The following is a 15,927-nucleotide window of genomic DNA, read 5'->3' as shown; positions in this document are numbered from 1 at the left end:
CTTTCACCCTCCCGGCTCGCTGCGACTGAAATCAATTAACTACTGTCCCGATCATTGAAATTCGGATTTGAATTTTTTATTATTATACTCTAATTATTGTTAATTGCAATATGTGCTTATACCTGTTTATGCTTTATGAGGATATGGAATACGTTTGCCGGTAATCGGACGGCGATAGACCCGTCTTTTTCTGAAATACTGTGGCAAAATATGCCGCATTCGAAAAACCCGCCTTCAGACCAACTTCCGTTATAGGGATACGGGATTCGATCAGCAGCTTTTTTGCAGCTTCCAACCGCATCTGCTGGATATATTCGGCAGGTGTCACACCACGGATTCGTTTGAACGTCCGATGCAGATGATAAGGACTCCCGTGAAGCATATCAGCCAAACGCTCTAGAGAAAGCGGCTCCGCATAATGCTGCTCTATCGTTTGAACGATGTGCTGTACCCACTCCTCGTCAGGGAGTCTCTTCCCATCCGGCTTACACCGCTTGCATGGACGGAAATGCTCCGACAAGGCCTGCTCTGCACTTTGAAATATTTTCACATGCTCCTTATTAGGATTCCTCGACTTACAGGAGGGCCTGCAAAAAATACCGGTCGTTGCCACTCCATAAAAAAACTTCCCGTCATAAGAAGCATCATTACTAATGATCGCTTGCCATAGCTCATTGTTCACGGACGCTCACCTCCAAGCCCAGTATACCCGTGTTGTAACGAAAACGTAACCGATGCAGAATAGAAAAGCAAGATTTCAAAAGCCAATCGCAGCTTGTTATGATAAAAAGAAGGTAGCGACATATTCAAAATAAGGAGGGCGCTATGAAAGCCGATCACATACTTGTTCCCGACGGACATTGGACCGATCATGAGGACCACATTCTATTAACTCCCCCATCCGTGTTCAGCTTTGAACATACTCTGGGATATCTCGAACGTTCCTCCAACGAATGTATGTTTCATGTGGAGAATAAGGCGATTTACAAACTAATCCCTATCGAAGACTCTCAAGTACTCGTACAAATAACCAAAGCAGAAGACAATCTCCTTAAGATTCGCTTCTTGGGTGATGTTCCTCCAGAGGCATTGGAGCGTGCAGCAGCTATCCATTATGTGTGGGAGTGGTTTGATCTAGGTACGAATCTCGAACCGTTCTATCAAATCGCCGAACACGATTCGCTGCTCGGAAGTGTTGTACAGCAGTTTCGTGGTCTTCGGATCGTAGGAATCCCCGACTTATTCGAGGCTTTGTGCTGGGGAATTCTAGGTCAGCAGATTAATCTTGCGTTCGCTTATACGTTGAAAAGAAGAGTCGTTGAGACTTTCGGTCAATCTGCTAATTGGAATGGACAGCCTTACTGGATATTTCCGACTCCTGAGGCGATAGCCAAGCTAACAGTTGCCGACTTGACTCCTCTACAGCTGACAAGCAAAAAAGCCGAATATCTCATAGGGGTTGCCAAGCTGATATCGGAGGGGCAGCTCTCCAAAGAAATGCTGCTTCAATTGAAAGATCCGAAAGCTATCGAAAAGCAGCTTGTGCAAATTCGCGGCATCGGCCCTTGGACCGCCAATTATGTATTAATGCGTTGTTTAAAAGCACCTTCCGCCTTTCCAATTGAAGACGTCGGTCTGCATAATGCGGTGAAGCAGTTAATGGGACTGCCCAATAAACCTTCTCTTGAGAAACTAAAACAGCTTTCCGCCCCTTGGGGAGATTGGAAAGCTTATGCGACCTTTTATCTGTGGAGAACAATCTATTAAGATATAATTAAAGGACCGTTATCCGATACGGTTATTTGAACCTCCGACATCGTTACACCTCCTTCATTCGATATGTTGTTACAATTTCTTTTATAGTCATTTGAAGACGGTTTAAATCATGATTTACGAAACACAATAGCGAAAGCTCAGTTATTCTTATCCAAAATTCATCCATATGCTTCATTTCTTTGATTTTTCTTTATATAGCAACTTACTATAACGTAAGTGTCATACCTTTGGGTAAGTTAATGAACTCTTTTTCAGCTCTTACCAAAAGCAATGAATGTTTTTATAATGTTTAGGTAGGAAAGAAAAAGACCATGCTGGGAGGCGTTTTTACAATGCAATACAGAAGATTAGGCAACAGCGGACTGAAGGTCAGCGAAATCAGCTTAGGAAGCTGGTTAACCTACGGAGGATATGTTGCTGACGATAATGCGGTTCGTTCCATAGAGCAGGCTTATGATCTAGGCGTCAATTTCTTCGACACTGCGAACATGTATGAGCGCGGCGAAGCCGAGAAAGTAATGGGCAAAGCGTTGTCCCAATATCCTAGAGAATCCTATGTCTTAGCTACAAAAGTATTTAACAAGATGGGTGAAGGTCCGAACGACCGCGGCCTGTCCCGCAAACATATTATGGAGCAATGCGATGCAAGCTTGAAGCGTCTCGGAGCTGATTACATCGATATTTACTACTGCCACCGTTATGACAAAGAGGCTCCTCTGGAAGAAACGCTTCGCGCATTGGACGACCTCGTTTCCCAAGGAAAAGTTCTCTACATCGGCGTAAGCGAATGGACTCCGGCTCAAATCGTGGAAGCATATGCGATCGCGGACAAGCTGCTGCTGGACAAAATCATTGTGAACCAACCGGTTTACAACATGTTCAACCGCTACATCGAGAAAGAAATCATTCCTATCGGTCAAGAAAAAGGCTACGGTCAAGTCGTCTTCTCGCCACTGGCTCAAGGATTATTGACAGGCAAATACCGCCTCGGTCAACCGGTACCTGAAGACAGCCGCGCTGCCAGCAAAAACTGGGGAGAAAAGCAGCTGAACGAAACGAACCTGATTCGTGTTGAGAAAATTTCCAAAATCGCCGATGAGCTCGGCATCAAGGTTTCCCAGCTTGCGATTGCCTGGATTCTTCGTCAAAGCAACGTTGCAAGCGCTCTTGTAGGCGCAAGTCGTCCTGAGCAAGTCGTTGAGAACTGTGCTGCAAGCGGAATTACATTATCCCAAGATGTGCTGAGTGCCATCGAAGATATTTTGAAAGCCTAGTAACGCAAAAGGGTGCTCCAGTCATTACCATGACTTGGAACACCCTTTTTATGATGCCATTAATGCGAGGCTGTCATTTTCTCCAACAGCACCTGATACTTCTGGATATCTCCTGCGCCCATGAAAACCAGCACACTGTTTTCATAGGAGGTTAAATCACCTACCGTATGCTCCGATATGAGCTGAGCGTTAGGAATTTGCTCGCGCAGCTGCTCAATGGATACGCTGCCAGCCGCTTCTCTTGCCGAACCGAAGATAGGACATAAGAATACGTCATCCGCCCCCCTCAAGGAAACGGCAAAATCATCCATCAGCTTCTCAACGCGGCTGAACGTATGCGGTTGAAACACTCCGACTACTTTTTTCTCCGGGTACTTGCTTCTCACTGCTTCAAGCGTAGCTGTAATTTCAGAAGGATGATGCGCATAATCGTCTATCAGCACATTCCCTCTCCATTGTTTCTCTGTAAAACGTCGTTTCACTCCGGCAAAGCCTCTCATGTGATGACGGATCTGCTCCAAATCAAGATCTAAGCTCACTCCCGTCCCGATGACTGCCAGGGCGTTAAGAACATTGTGCTTGCCGAAAGACGGAATCCAGAAGCGGCCAAGCTGCGTATGACGCCAATGGACGTTAAAAGCGACCCCTCCGTTTTCAACAGCAAGTTCCGACGCTCTCAACTCATTATGCTCACCTAAGCCATAAAGCAGAGTCTTCTTTCCCGTTTGCAACAAACGAACCTGAGCATCGTCGCCACAAGCGACAAGATGGCTGCCTACCAAAGAGGCCATTTCTTCAAATGCAGATCTGACATCATCAATATCGGCAAAATAATCCGGGTGGTCGAAATCAATATTTGTAATTACAGCGATTTCTGGCCGATATGCCAGGAAATGCCTTCTATACTCACAGCTTTCAAATACAAAAAGATTGGCTTTCGGGCTTCCTTTGCCTGTACCGTCTCCAATTAAGCTGCACGTCGGCCGAACAGCACCCAGTGCATGGGACATCATTCCAGTCGTCGTTGTTTTGCCGTGTGAGCCGGTTATCGCAATACTCGTGTAGCTTTTCATCCATTCTCCAAGAAAATGATGGTACCGACGAATCGGATAGCCAGCCCGCTTGCAGCGGACAACCGCAGGATGATCATCCTGGAATGCATTGGATACAATTACGGTCATCTCTGAAGCCGGCAGTGGCGCAGCCCCAAAAGCATACATCGGAATACGCCGGGATTCCAAAGCGGCCTGTGTAAAAATATATTCCTCGATATCTTCGCCTTGAATACGGTGCCCAAGATCATGCAGCATCTGCGCCAACGCGCTCATACCGCTGCCCTTAATTCCGATAAAATGATAGTTCGCCATTGTTACCCCTCCGCAACAACTTAGTCACATGCCTACAGTATATGTAATATTATTCATTGTGCGTTCGCCTAGATCATAATTATTTATGACGCAGTAGGCGTCCACTTCTTTTCTTCTTGCTTCATTACGAGTTTGCGGTACAAAAAACGATCTGAGTCCCTGCAGCAGTCACAGATTTCCGCTGTGCAGCAAATCGTTTACCCAGTATAACATACGCCGTACTAAGCGCAATAACTGCAAAGAGCCTTACCTAGCCAATCGTACCGATACTCCAAATGAGGATCACGGCATCCCGTCAGTTGTTGAAGCATTCTCGTAATACCACCGACGATCCCATCTGCCGTCTGACCCATATCATTCGTAGCGTAATGCAAGTTTTTGCCCGTACCTAATAGAGAACTCTGGCCGAAGCAGCAAGTACGTCACCGTTTTGAACGCTATTTAATCCCAGTATGCCCATAAAACAATAGAAACGATCTATTTGAGGTGCTAAAGGGTACAGCAAATATCGAAAAAATAGCAAATACGAGACTCATTCCATTTCATCACTCCTAAAAATGATATATCCAATATACCATTTAATTCCTATAGATAGGACTGATGTTACTCTGATTCATTCATGAGAACCTTCACGTTAGTTTTAAGCACTCCGATAAAACTCGACCCTCAATATGGAAAAATATGCTAGGAAAAGATTCTAATGGAGCAAAATAAAAGCCCGGAATCATACCAAAAATGGATATGTTCCAGGCTTTACAATACCATTGCTTTTAAAAAATCCAATTGACCCAATAGGCTAGCACGATCAGCGTAAACATCGTTGTTACGGGGATAACGATAGATGTCACTTTCAAATATTGTCCCCAGGTGATAACAACCTTGCCTTTTTTCAAAATATGCATCCACATTAAGGTTGCCAGCGTTCCGATCGGAAGCAGTAAGGACCCAATATCGCTGCCAATAACACTAGCCAAATAAGATATTTTCAAAGTTAAAGGATCGAGTCCCATGTTAGTCAACGTTAATGTTCCAACCATTAATGCGGGATGATTATTGAACAGATTGGATAGAACCGATACCAACACCCCCATCATGATACTGGCTTGAAGGATACTGCCCGAAACGAACGGCTGTAGGAAATGAATAAGCCACTGGGTCAACCCGATGTTATTCAAGCCATAAATGATGACGTACATACCAAAGGCGAAGATGAATATATACCAAGGCGTTTTTTTCAGCATATCGGCAGGCGAAATATTCAGTCGATACCAACGCCAACCAAGCAGTATCAGGGAACCAAGAATAGCCGCCAACGAAACGGGAACATGAAAGTAGGACGCTGCAAAAAGGCTGACCCTGACGCAAAAAACGAAGATTAAAATATTTCTCATAAATTTGTTGCGCTTCTCCACAGACATAGATGGTTCATCCCCCTGGAGTGGATGACTTCCTTTGGCGAGAGCAAATTTCCGTGTACCTCCAGGCAAGGTGCGTGGCAGTACTTTATGGAACTCGAGGTAAAGCATGACAACGAGAAGAACAAGACCCAGAGTAGCAGGAACAAACATCATGGCTGTGTGCATATACAAGTCCATATGGACGATTTTTAATGCTATTAAATTGACAATGTTACTCACTCCAATAGGAGCGCTTGATGCCGTTGCTACCAAAGCACCGGACAATAAATAAGGTATTTTTTGATGATTTTTCAAGCCGAGATGCTGCAGCAGAAGGAGTAGGATCGGGGTTGTAATAAGAATACTGCCGTCATTATTGACAAATAAAGTCATAAGGAAGCAGAGCAGGTTAATATACCAAAATAGGCGCACACCCGAGCCCCTAGCCTTGTCCACCAGTTTTTCCGCTGCCCATTGAAAGAAACCGAAGCTTTCCAAAACAATCGCCATCACAATCGTTGCAATAATTGTAATTGCCGCTCCACTTATCGTATCAAATATTTTTCCCAAGTCGGCTAATGTAACACTGCCGCTCAATAAGACCAAAGCGGCTCCTATGGATGCGGGTATCGCTTCATTGACTTGAGGTCTCCAAAATATAAACATAACCGTGCAGAGAAAGGCAAGAATTGTGATCGGGACCATTAGCTCAACCATACGTTTCACTCTCCTTTATGATGTTGCCACTTCTATCAGCGGTAACAAATCTACTATTCTCGGTCCGCGATTTCTACTGTCGACTCTAGCAATACAGACAAATAGTCTTCATAGTTATTCATCCCTCCGTTCCAAATAGCTTTAATAATCCGTTGATACTGTATTAATACGTTTCCTATAAATAACTTGAACCGCGCTCTAGCCTGTATTTCTATTAATTCCATTTCTATCAATCGTTGATGTATGTCTTCTAATGGCACTTATAGAGTCGTGTAAAGAAGGCTCCTCCTCGAGTAGAAGAGGTACTATTTTGAGAAACTAGAATGGTTGTAAAGGATAAGAGAACGCAAAAAAGGATGGCACTATACCATCCTTTTTGTCTAACTATTTTGTTAACACCTGCTAGGAGAGTACACGAATATCGTAGGCTGCGCCTTCTTGAGTCGGGAATTCAATGAGTCCGTAACCCCCTGCAGTTATGACTACCGGCTGTCCTCCATGATCAATTTCAAGGGGCAGCTCGGATTGAATCCTGCATATCCCGCCGTTCAGCGATACGATCTGGGCTTGCTCCAGAAGCGAATGCTTCCAGGCCATCGAGACTTCGAAACCACCCCGAGCACGAAGACCACCGACAGAGCCTTGAGACCATGCGCCAGGCAGTGCAAGGGAGCAAGCGAATGGTTCCTTCATGCGACTGCAGCAGCATTTCGGCTATACCTGCTACAGCTCCCAAGTTTCCGTCAATCTGGAAAATAAGCGGAGGATGCAAATCGAGCATATTGTCTGCCGTGCTGACACGGAGAAGCTTGGTAATCATCTCATTGGCTTTATTCCCTTCGGAGAAGCGCGCCCATAGGCTAATAATCCATGCAAGGCTCCAGCCCGTACCTCCTCCGCCATACTCCAAGCGACGCTCCAAAGCAACACGCGCCGCCTGCGACCATTGTTCGTCACGCAGCAGCTGATGATCCGGGAATATACCGAATAGATGGGAAAGATGTCGATGCCCAGGATCAACTTCTTCATAATCCTCTTCCCACTCCTGCAGCTGCCCGAATCGCCCGACCTTGGGTTCAGGTAACAGCTCGCACGATTCCTTCCACTCCTGTCGCAATTCTTCATCTACCTGAAGAATCTCGGCTGCTTCAATGCACCGTTCGAACAACCCCTTGGCGATCTGAATGTCCATAGCCGGGTCCATGCATATTCTTCCTACCTCGCCGTTAGGCAGCCTGAATATATTTTCAGGTGATACAGTAGGTCCTATATGCAGCTTCCCGTCCGTATCCTTCACGATGAAGTCCAGAATGAACAAGGCGGCTTCTTTCATCAACGGATAACCCCTCTCCGCCAAAAAGGACCTATCCAAGCTGAACGTATAATGCTCCCACAAGTGGAAGCATAACCATGCCGCCCCCATCTGCCACAAACCTGCTCGAGCAAAATCGGTCGGCGCCGTATCCCCCCACAAATCCGTATTGTGATGGCACATAAATCCGCGAGCGCCATACTGAATACGAGCCGTCTCCTGGCCTTTCGGCAGCATTCTATCCAAATGGTCAAATAAGGGAAAATGAAGCTCCGCCATGTTGCATACTTCTGCTGGCCAATAATTCATCTGAATATTAATGTTAATCGTATATTTGGAATCCCAGGAGGGAACGTAGCTGTCGTTCCATATTCCCTGCAAATTAGCAGGGATCGTACCGGGACGGCTGCTAGCAATTAATAAGTAACGTCCATAATGAAAGTAGAGCTCCGAAAGTCCTGTATCTTCTTCCCCATTTTTCATGCGAGCTAGCCGTTCATCCGTTGGAAGCTTGGTTAGCTCTTCACGTGCCTCGTTAGCAAGTGAAAGCTTCATCCGATCGAACCATGGTCGATATTCCGCAAGGTGCCGCTCAAGCAGTAATACGTAGGGAGTTGATGCCGTATGCTGAAGCTCCTCCTTGCACCGTTCCCGATACTGCTCATACCGGAAGTCAGTAGACACGGTCAGCACCAATGTGACGGCATCCGCACCTTCTACATAAATATGATCGCCTAATATGCGGCTGCTCCCGCCTTCTAATACAGCTTTCAATCGAACGTGAAATTTCGTTCCCCAGGCGCCACACTGCCCGTCCAAACAGACCGTGTCCGCATCTGCCACTTCCGTAATCGCATCAAACTTGCGGAACAGATTGGCGCCAAAGCGAAGTCGTTTCGGACCCTCTGCTGTCAATCGAACAATTAATGCCTGGTCTGGAGAGCTGGCAAAAATTTCTCTTGTATAAACCGTATCCTCCATTCGATAGCTCACCTTAGCCATCCCGGTTTCCAAATCAAGCTCTCTGCGGTATTCCTCGGTTTTGCTTTCCTTATGCCCCGGAAAAAATAAATTAAGCTCACCTAATGTCTGGTAGGGAGGCTGGCGGCGAGATACACCCATCATGCCCATATCGGCAATATCATGAGCCTCTTCCACCTTGCCTGCAGCAAGCAGCCTGCGTATTTCATCGATCGTTTGCAGCGAGTCCGGATTGTTACGATCAACAGGCCCTCTTGTCCACACCGTATCCTCGTTAAGCTGGATCACTTCACGGTTGATTTCTCCATGTACCATTGCGCCAATTCGGCCGCTACCTATAGGGAGCGCCTGCAGCCACTTTTTGGCCGGCTTACGATACCACAGCTTCGTTTCCTGTATTTGTTCATTGAATTGCACAATGGATCCCTCCCGAATCATTCATGTATTCATGCATGCACGACTTATCTTATTGTAATAGGGCTGACAGTCTCGAACCATGAACAAAACACAGATGAATTTAGACAATATTCACGTTTTCTCTCTATTTGCAAGAATAACTTATACTTTGGACCCTAATTGCTCATACAAAGGTAGGGCAATTTGAAGGCGCTAACTTATCAGCCATAGAACACAGCTGTTAAAAGCCGGCACTTGCATAACCAAAGCCGAATACGTTATACTAGGAAAAATTAAATCGTGTCTATTATGCCTATGAAGAGAATCCAACTCGGAGGCGTTTTCGTCAAGGGGCTTCATGCTCCCTAAGCTAACCGGACCCGCCCGTTACCGCGGAACCAAAGAGGATCGAACAACCTTGTTTGTTCGGTCAAGTTGGGTGGCACCGCGAGCTAAGCGCTCCTCGTCCCATACGGATGAGGGCGCTTTTTGTATTTTTTTACGAAAAGGAGCGCGGTACCATGTTAGACATCAAATGGATTCGAGAGAACGGAGAACGGCTTCAAGCGATAGCCGATCAAAAAGGAATGGAGGTATCCATCAAGGAGCTGCTGGAGCAAGATGAGCACAAACGAGCTCTGCTGCTGCAGATTGAGCCCCTTCGTCAAGCCAGGAATAAGCTGTCTCAGGACATTAATCTTCTCATGCAAACTGGGAAACTCGAAGAAGCTGAGCAAGGTAAACAGACCGTCAAGGAATGGAACGGAGAGCTTGCAGGGCTTGAGAAGAAGCTTGCTGCGGCCGAGCAAGCATGTAAGAGGCTGCTGCATCAGGCACCCAATATCGTATCGCCTGATACACCCGTAGGCCGTTCCGATGCGGATAACGTGGAGATCCGACGTGTCGGTTATCCCGTCCGCTTGGATTTCAAGCTCAGAGACCACGTCGCACTGGGCGAGCTTCATGATATGATCGATATTCCCCGGGGCGTGAAAACAGCAGGAAGCCGAAATTATTACTTGAAGGGTGCAGGTGTCCTGCTTCATCGCGCAGTTCAACAACTGGCGCTGGATTTGCTTATACGCAAAGGCTTCCAGCCATTGGAGGTTCCGCTTATGGCACGAGCCGAAGCTTTGACCGGAACCGGGTTCTTCCCTCTCGGAGAGGATCAGGTATATGCGATTCCCGATGAAGAAAGATGGCTCGTCGGAACATCCGAGGTACCGCTTGTGTCGTACTACAGCAATGAAATCGTAGATGTAGCAGAGCCGATTAAGCTTGCCGCTGCCTCCACCTGCTTTCGCAGCGAGGTCGGCTCAGCCGGCAAGGATGTGCACGGCTTATACCGAGTACATCAATTCTCCAAGGTCGAGCAGGTCATCCTTTGCGAAGCGAGCCTCGAGCGTTCGGAGGAACTGCTCCAGGAGATCACCGGCAATGCGGAAGAGCTGCTGCAGCTGTTGAAGCTGCCGTATCGGGTTATGTCGGTCTGCACAGGGGATATGTCGCAGAAAACCTACAAGCAATATGACATCGAGAGCTGGATGCCGAGCCGAGACAGCTACGGAGAGACACATTCTTCATCGAGCTTACTCGACTTCCAGACCCGGCGCTCGAATATAAGATACCGCGATGCTCAAGGAAAGCCGCGTTACTGCTATACCTTGAACAATACGGCAGTAGCATCGCCGCGGATTTTGATTCCGCTGCTTGAGAATCATCAAGAGGAGGACGGCTCGATTTGGCTTCCTCCTGCTCTGCGGCCTTATATGAACGGTGTTGAGCGGCTTGTCCCGCCAGGAGGCCCAGTTCATAACGAAGCCTCTGTGTAAGCTAGACTGCAGCAGTCAACTTGTTGTCTGCTGTCTGTTATGATCGGCAGTAAATAGAAAAGATCGATGTTCCCCGCTCGTCTATGAGTGGAGAAGCATCGATCTTTTTACATTAACTATTCATTCAACGCGGCCTTTAACGCAGCCAGATTATTGTTCATAATACCGATGTAATCCAGATTTTTGGCTTTATCTTCATCCGTTAGTCCTTCGATCGGGTTCAGCACAGCCGTCTTGGCTCCCAACTCCTTGGCTACTGCCTCAGCTACTTTCGGATTGACCAGCGTCTCGAAGAAGATTGTCTTCACCTGCTTCTCCTTGGCGAATTTGATTATATCCCCCATCTTGCTTGGGGTTGGCTCCTGCTCCGGAGATAAGCCTGCAATAGGTATCTGCGTCAAGCCATATCGTTTAGCCATATAGCCGAAGGCTGCGTGCTGCGTAACGAACTCCTTACGTTTGACGGAGGCAAGTCCGTCCTTGAACGACTTGTCCAGCTCCTGCAGCTTGGCAATGTAAGCATCAGCGTTCTTCTTGTACGCCTCTTTATTGGCCGGATCAGCCTGCTCCAGTGCAGCCTGGATAGACAGAACCTCTTTTTGGGCTAACACAGGATCGAGCCATACATGCGGATCGGCCGGAGCTTGCTCTTGTCCTCCGCTTTGCTTAGCATCAGCCTCCTTGCCATGATCATGGTCATGATCGTCATCCTCATCGAGCTCTACACCCTCTAGTAATTCCATATTTTTGCTGGCTTCGACTACAGCAGCTTTATTCTTGTTAAAGCTGCTTAACACTTTATCCGCCCAGCTCTCCAATCCTGCACCATTATATACAAACACACCGGCCTCTTGTATCAGCTTCATATCCTGTGCCGTCGGCTCCCAATCATGAGGCTCCACGCCGCTCGGAATTAAGTTAACGACCTCTGCCTTGTCACCTGCGACATGACGTGAAAACTCATACAACGGGTAAAAGCTCGTCACTACTTTCAGCTTAGATTGCTGCGAAGGGGATTCTTTCCCGGACACGTTAGACTCCGTATTCGTCTTTAAGTTCGATTTAGGAGCCGATGCTTGCTCGGCTGCGCCGCACCCCGCTGTTATCATACCGGTCACAAGCACCAAGCTTAATAATTTAGTAAGAAATAATGATTTCATCTTCATCCTCCGTTATCTTTCATTGTTTGTTTAAAATCTTAAGGACTCCTGTACAAGTCCTGTATTTTTCCTCTTGGTCCATGGATTCCTCACGGTGTCCCCTGAGAAATCATCACCACATCTTCCCCCGATTGTTGCTCCACTCTTTGCGGATGTCTCTTATTGCGAAGCTTCCCTATGTACAGCCAGCCTCTTTTCAACAACAGTCCGCTTATTAAGAACAGCAGCAGCGCGAGCGCTATCGTCCCTCCCGGTGGCGTGCTCAACTGATAAGACGCAGCAAGCCCCGTACACACACCTGTGAGCCCGATGAGAATCGATAGCCAGATCGAAGCCACAAAACCCGGTGCAATCCGAATCGCCAGTGCAGCAGGCAAAATAACTAACGAAGATACCAGCAGTACGCCCACAATCGGCATCGCTACAGCTACCGCCATACCGGTCACTACACTGAATGAAAAAGAGAGCAGCCTTACGTGCACCCCGCTCGTTTCCGCTGTATCCTCATTGAAGGTCAGCACATACAAAGATCTGCGCATGAAGTAAAAATATAAGCCTCCGGCTGCAGCTACCCCTAACATCAACCAAAGCTCTACCGTGTTCACAGCCAGAATGGAGCCGAACAAATAGGAGCTCATGCTTTTACTGAGACCTTGGTTCATATTCATGGTAACAACCGCAAAGCCCAAGCCGCCTATCATGATGATCGCGATAGATATTTCGCTGAAAGCTTTGAACGATCTTCTAACGTACTCAACACCGCACGCACCGATCACTGCCGCAGCAAAGGCTGTTACTACTGGATTCCAATGGAGAAGCCCACCTATCGCGACACCTGCCAAGGAAACGTGGGATAACGTATCAGCCATTAAAGCCTGTCGGCGAAGCATTAAATAGACCCCGAGCACTGAGGCAAGAATAGACACTATCCCCCCGGCCAAAAATGCCCGCTGCATGAACTCGTAGTGCAGCATTTCCAATCCCCTCCCTCCTTTCGCTTCAATTCGATAACACGGTCGATTTTGGGAAGCACTTCCTCCAAACCGTGAGTTACCATAACGATGGATCTTCCACAATCCTTCACCTGCCTATGCATCAGCTCGTAAAATTGTTGTCGGCTTTCCACGTCCATGCCCGTTGTCGGTTCATCCAGAACGAACAGATCAGGTTCCTGTGCCAATGCCCTCGCCACGCCGATGCGCTGCTTTTGACCTCCAGACAGCTCGCCGATTCTCGTATTTCGTTGATTCCACATCCCTACCTCTCTAAGCGCCTGCTCTACAATCCGGTGATCTTCTTCATTCAATCGCTCATACCAGCGCTTTCGGTTCCACCTACCCGATCGGACCCATTCGATCACTTTACTGGGAAAGCCGCTGTTAAAAGAAGCCATCTGCTGCGGTACATAGCCTGTAATCAGCTTTCCACCTTGAGCACCAAGACCGCTGCGCTGGACTTGACCGCTCCAAGGCTTAAGCAGGCCGAGCATAAGCTTCAACAGTGTTGTCTTCGCTGCCCCATTAGGGCCAGTAACAGCCACGAACTCCCCTGAGGTTATCGTAAGATTAACGTCGTCCAGACAAGGATACTCCGAGTAACCAAAGACAACTTTGTTCATAGACGCTAGTTCCATCCTAAGAAGACACTCCTTTCAGCTCTGAAACACTAACTAGTGTTATATTCGTAATAATTACTAATAATATGGTTTTATATTATATGATGCCTGCCCAAATGTAAATAGTATTTATTACGTTTAACAAAAAAAGACTTCTTTTCTCATTCAGATAAAATTGGGAGCAGACATTTGACATTCGCATACTGACGAGATGTTTCAGTTTTGGAGTGGTTAAGCATGTAATTTTAAGGGTAATACATGACAACTTCGTTAGTTGTATTTGAAGGACGAAGTAATAACAGTATGAGAGGATGATTAGTATGCTGACCAAAGACTTACATCAGACCAATGAAAGTGTTGCTGAAACAGGAAAATATGTATGTGCATCAGGGGAGACTCGAACTCTTGAAAAAGGAGATCAATTTCCCAATTGTCCTGTAACCAACAAAACGACTACTTGGAGACATGCTGATCATCAGCATAGAACAGGTGATAAAGTAACTGAGGCCGGTAGTTACACAGATAATGACGGGCAAAGGATCGAATTAAAGCAAGGCGATGTATTCCCGAATTGTCCAAAATCCCATCAACCAACTACTTGGAAACACGCCTAGGAAATTCAAATCTATATATAGATAGATGTGTGTAAGAATTATTGTTGAACGCCACCATTTTATCGCATGTATAATACGGAGAAGAAAAGCTTGAGAAATGGCTTTTCTTTTTTGTGTGTCTTATAAAATAAGGACAATATGTAATATTGTGTAATATAATTGATAGAGCGTTATTGTATACAGAACGAATATTGGCACTCTAAATAAGGTGGAGGTCATTCTAATGGACGCAATCGTTGATGCTTTAGAGGATTATTTAGTAGAATACGAGAGGAAATGGACGTTAAGCGGGACGGTGTTAATAGCTCATGAGGGAAATATTATTTTTCAAAAAGCCTACGGTTATGCCAACATCGAACACCAAGTACTCAACACCATTGAAACTAAATTTCGAATATGGTCACTAAGCAAAAGCTTTACTGCTTTAGCGATTATGATGCTATATGAACGAAACCTTCTTAAGCTTGAAGATGATATTGGTGCTTACTTACCCGAATTTGCGAATAAAGGTATTGCTATCATTCATTTATTGAATCATACTGCTGGACTTGTTAACTATACTAGCTTACCTGGATACCATTTCCGACTTAACAAGTTAGAGCTTACGCACCAGGACGTCATTAAACAATTAATGGATAAACCGCTTCAGTTTAAGCCAGGAGCTTCCTTCTCTTACACCAATTCAGCGTATTATTTACTTGGGATGATTATAGAGATTACCACTGGTTTGAGTTTTGAGGAATTTTTAATTCGTAATATACTCCAGCCTTTAGGAATGGACAACACGGGTATCTTCCACCAAAGAAAAGTAATTCCCCATATGTCTTCAGGATATCATTCTTCATGGGAACAATTTATTCAATGTGAATACTTGAACATGAGCGGTATGTTTGGGGCAGGGGCCATGTATTCAACTGTTGAAGACCTGTTTAAATGGGACCAAGCTTTGTATACCGAAAAGCTCGTCTCACAGGCTGCTTTGGACCAAGTGTTTAAACCCACCTTTAACTATGGATTCGGTTGGTTTATTGATGAACGTTATAATCGTAAAAGAATCCATCATTCAGGAGCTTATCGCGGCCATCGAAGTGATATGCAGCGTTATCCTAACGAGAAAGTTACGATCATTATGTTGACCAACTATGATTTCGTCCCCATATTAAAGCTGACTGACAGGCTAGCAAGCTTGGTTTTTGGGGAGAAGGCAACGGTTCCTAACAAACCTAATAGGTACCCTCTCCGAGATGACTTATATGCCAGATATATAGGGAATTACGAAGGAAAAGGATATGATTGTAAAGCCGTAGTGGATAGAAACGAGGATCAATTGTTCTTCATCTTTAACGATGAGGCGTATCTCCCATTCTATCCGGTGTCGGAAACCAAATTTCATCATACTTGGTACGAATGGGATTGTGAATTTACAATTGACGATAACGGAGATACTTCATTTCTGGGAATGAAAAAAACAAAATAAATGCATCTT

The 15,927-nt window shown here is 46.1% G+C and carries 14 protein-coding genes, 1 pseudogene and 1 other annotated feature (1 of these 16 only partly in view); of the genes and pseudogenes, 5 read left to right on the top strand and 10 right to left on the bottom strand.

Features of this window, described 5'->3' with window-relative positions; translation table 11 throughout:
• Positions 1–64: a binding site (T-box leader), on the bottom strand (it extends 152 nt beyond the left edge of the window).
• Positions 65–133: 69 nt separating this feature from the next.
• Positions 134–682 carry a bifunctional transcriptional activator/DNA repair enzyme AdaA gene (locus tag QMA13_RS08645; RefSeq protein ID WP_282940904.1) on the bottom strand — a complete coding sequence of 183 codons (549 nt, stop codon included), beginning with the start codon at positions 680–682 and terminating at the stop codon, positions 134–136.
• Between the two features lie 143 nt (positions 683–825).
• Between QMA13_RS08645 and QMA13_RS08640 the strand changes: the two genes are divergently transcribed.
• Both QMA13_RS08640 and QMA13_RS08635 read left to right on the top strand, forming a co-directional pair.
• Entirely contained in the window at positions 826–1,767 is a 942-nt protein-coding gene (locus QMA13_RS08640; protein WP_282940903.1) for a DNA-3-methyladenine glycosylase family protein, read from the top strand.
• 341 nt (positions 1,768–2,108) lie between these two features.
• Positions 2,109–3,050 carry an aldo/keto reductase family protein gene (locus QMA13_RS08635; RefSeq protein ID WP_282940901.1) on the top strand — a complete coding sequence of 314 codons (942 nt, stop codon included), beginning with the start codon at positions 2,109–2,111 and terminating at the stop codon, positions 3,048–3,050.
• Between the two features lie 59 nt (positions 3,051–3,109).
• On the opposite strand, the gene murC is transcribed toward QMA13_RS08635, so the two are convergent.
• The 6 genes and pseudogenes from murC to QMA13_RS36560 form a co-directional block, all read right to left on the bottom strand.
• A complete protein-coding gene (gene murC, locus QMA13_RS08630; protein WP_282940899.1) occupies positions 3,110–4,417 on the bottom strand; it encodes a UDP-N-acetylmuramate--L-alanine ligase in 1,308 nt (435 codons plus the stop codon).
• 221 nt (positions 4,418–4,638) lie between these two features.
• Positions 4,639–4,791, bottom strand: coding sequence for a hypothetical protein (locus tag QMA13_RS08625; RefSeq protein WP_282940898.1), 153 nt, complete (start codon positions 4,789–4,791; stop codon positions 4,639–4,641).
• Between the two features lie 396 nt (positions 4,792–5,187).
• Positions 5,188–6,531 carry an ArsB/NhaD family transporter gene (locus QMA13_RS08620; RefSeq protein WP_282940897.1) on the bottom strand — a complete coding sequence of 448 codons (1,344 nt, stop codon included), beginning with the start codon at positions 6,529–6,531 and terminating at the stop codon, positions 5,188–5,190.
• 53 nt (positions 6,532–6,584) lie between these two features.
• Positions 6,585–6,791, bottom strand: coding sequence for a hypothetical protein (locus tag QMA13_RS08615; RefSeq protein WP_282940895.1), 207 nt, complete (start codon positions 6,789–6,791; stop codon positions 6,585–6,587).
• A 142-nt stretch (positions 6,792–6,933) separates the two neighbouring features.
• Entirely contained in the window at positions 6,934–7,224 is a 291-nt protein-coding gene (locus tag QMA13_RS36375; protein ID WP_349254206.1) for a glycoside hydrolase family 95-like protein, read from the bottom strand.
• A 70-nt stretch (positions 7,225–7,294) separates the two neighbouring features.
• A pseudogene (locus tag QMA13_RS36560) lies at positions 7,295–9,262 on the bottom strand (glycoside hydrolase family 95 protein); the annotation flags it as partial.
• 479 nt (positions 9,263–9,741) lie between these two features.
• Between QMA13_RS36560 and serS the strand changes: the two are divergent.
• A complete protein-coding gene (gene serS, locus QMA13_RS08605; protein WP_282940891.1) occupies positions 9,742–11,052 on the top strand; it encodes a serine--tRNA ligase in 1,311 nt (436 codons plus the stop codon).
• Between the two features lie 116 nt (positions 11,053–11,168).
• On the opposite strand, the gene QMA13_RS08600 is transcribed toward serS, so the two are convergent.
• The 3 genes from QMA13_RS08600 to QMA13_RS08590 form a co-directional block, all read right to left on the bottom strand.
• Positions 11,169–12,212, bottom strand: coding sequence for a metal ABC transporter substrate-binding protein (locus tag QMA13_RS08600; protein WP_282940889.1), 1,044 nt, complete (start codon positions 12,210–12,212; stop codon positions 11,169–11,171).
• 89 nt (positions 12,213–12,301) lie between these two features.
• The gene (locus QMA13_RS08595) at positions 12,302–13,192 is read right to left on the bottom strand and encodes a metal ABC transporter permease (protein WP_282940888.1); all 891 of its coding nucleotides are present in this window, start codon (positions 13,190–13,192) and stop codon (positions 12,302–12,304) included.
• Positions 13,138–13,845 carry a metal ABC transporter ATP-binding protein gene (locus QMA13_RS08590; RefSeq protein ID WP_282940887.1) on the bottom strand — a complete coding sequence of 236 codons (708 nt, stop codon included), beginning with the start codon at positions 13,843–13,845 and terminating at the stop codon, positions 13,138–13,140. The genes QMA13_RS08595 and QMA13_RS08590 overlap by 55 nt, the downstream gene beginning before the upstream one ends.
• Positions 13,846–14,147: 302 nt before the next feature.
• Here QMA13_RS08590 and QMA13_RS08585 point away from each other — a divergent pair, with 302 nt between their 5' ends.
• Positions 14,148–14,441: a hypothetical protein gene (locus tag QMA13_RS08585; protein WP_282940886.1), complete on the top strand. Its 294-nt coding sequence runs from the start codon at positions 14,148–14,150 to the stop codon at positions 14,439–14,441.
• Between the two features lie 223 nt (positions 14,442–14,664).
• The gene (locus QMA13_RS08580; protein ID WP_282940885.1) at positions 14,665–15,918 is read left to right on the top strand and encodes a serine hydrolase domain-containing protein; all 1,254 of its coding nucleotides are present in this window, start codon (positions 14,665–14,667) and stop codon (positions 15,916–15,918) included.
• Positions 15,919–15,927 lie beyond the last annotated feature (9 nt).

The organism is Paenibacillus sp. RC67 (assembly GCF_030020805.1).
Lineage (GTDB): Bacteria > Bacillota > Bacilli > Paenibacillales > NBRC-103111 > Paenibacillus_S.
This window is presented reverse-complemented; position numbering and strand designations above follow the sequence as displayed.

Coding starts and splice junctions, on each gene's coding strand:
- QMA13_RS08580 (WP_282940885.1), top strand. CDS start 14,665: ATGGACGCAATCGTTGATGCTTTAGAGGATTATTTAGTAGAATACGAG.
- QMA13_RS08620 (WP_282940897.1), bottom strand. CDS start 6,531: ATGGTTGAGCTAATGGTCCCGATCACAATTCTTGCCTTTCTCTGCACG.
- QMA13_RS36375 (WP_349254206.1), bottom strand. CDS start 7,224: ATGAAGGAACCATTCGCTTGCTCCCTTGCACTGCCTGGCGCATGGTCT.
- QMA13_RS08585 (WP_282940886.1), top strand. CDS start 14,148: ATGCTGACCAAAGACTTACATCAGACCAATGAAAGTGTTGCTGAAACA.
- QMA13_RS08640 (WP_282940903.1), top strand. CDS start 826: ATGAAAGCCGATCACATACTTGTTCCCGACGGACATTGGACCGATCAT.
- QMA13_RS08600 (WP_282940889.1), bottom strand. CDS start 12,212: ATGAAATCATTATTTCTTACTAAATTATTAAGCTTGGTGCTTGTGACC.
- murC (WP_282940899.1), bottom strand. CDS start 4,417: ATGGCGAACTATCATTTTATCGGAATTAAGGGCAGCGGTATGAGCGCG.
- serS (WP_282940891.1), top strand. CDS start 9,742: ATGTTAGACATCAAATGGATTCGAGAGAACGGAGAACGGCTTCAAGCG.
- QMA13_RS08590 (WP_282940887.1), bottom strand. CDS start 13,845: ATGGAACTAGCGTCTATGAACAAAGTTGTCTTTGGTTACTCGGAGTAT.
- QMA13_RS08635 (WP_282940901.1), top strand. CDS start 2,109: ATGCAATACAGAAGATTAGGCAACAGCGGACTGAAGGTCAGCGAAATC.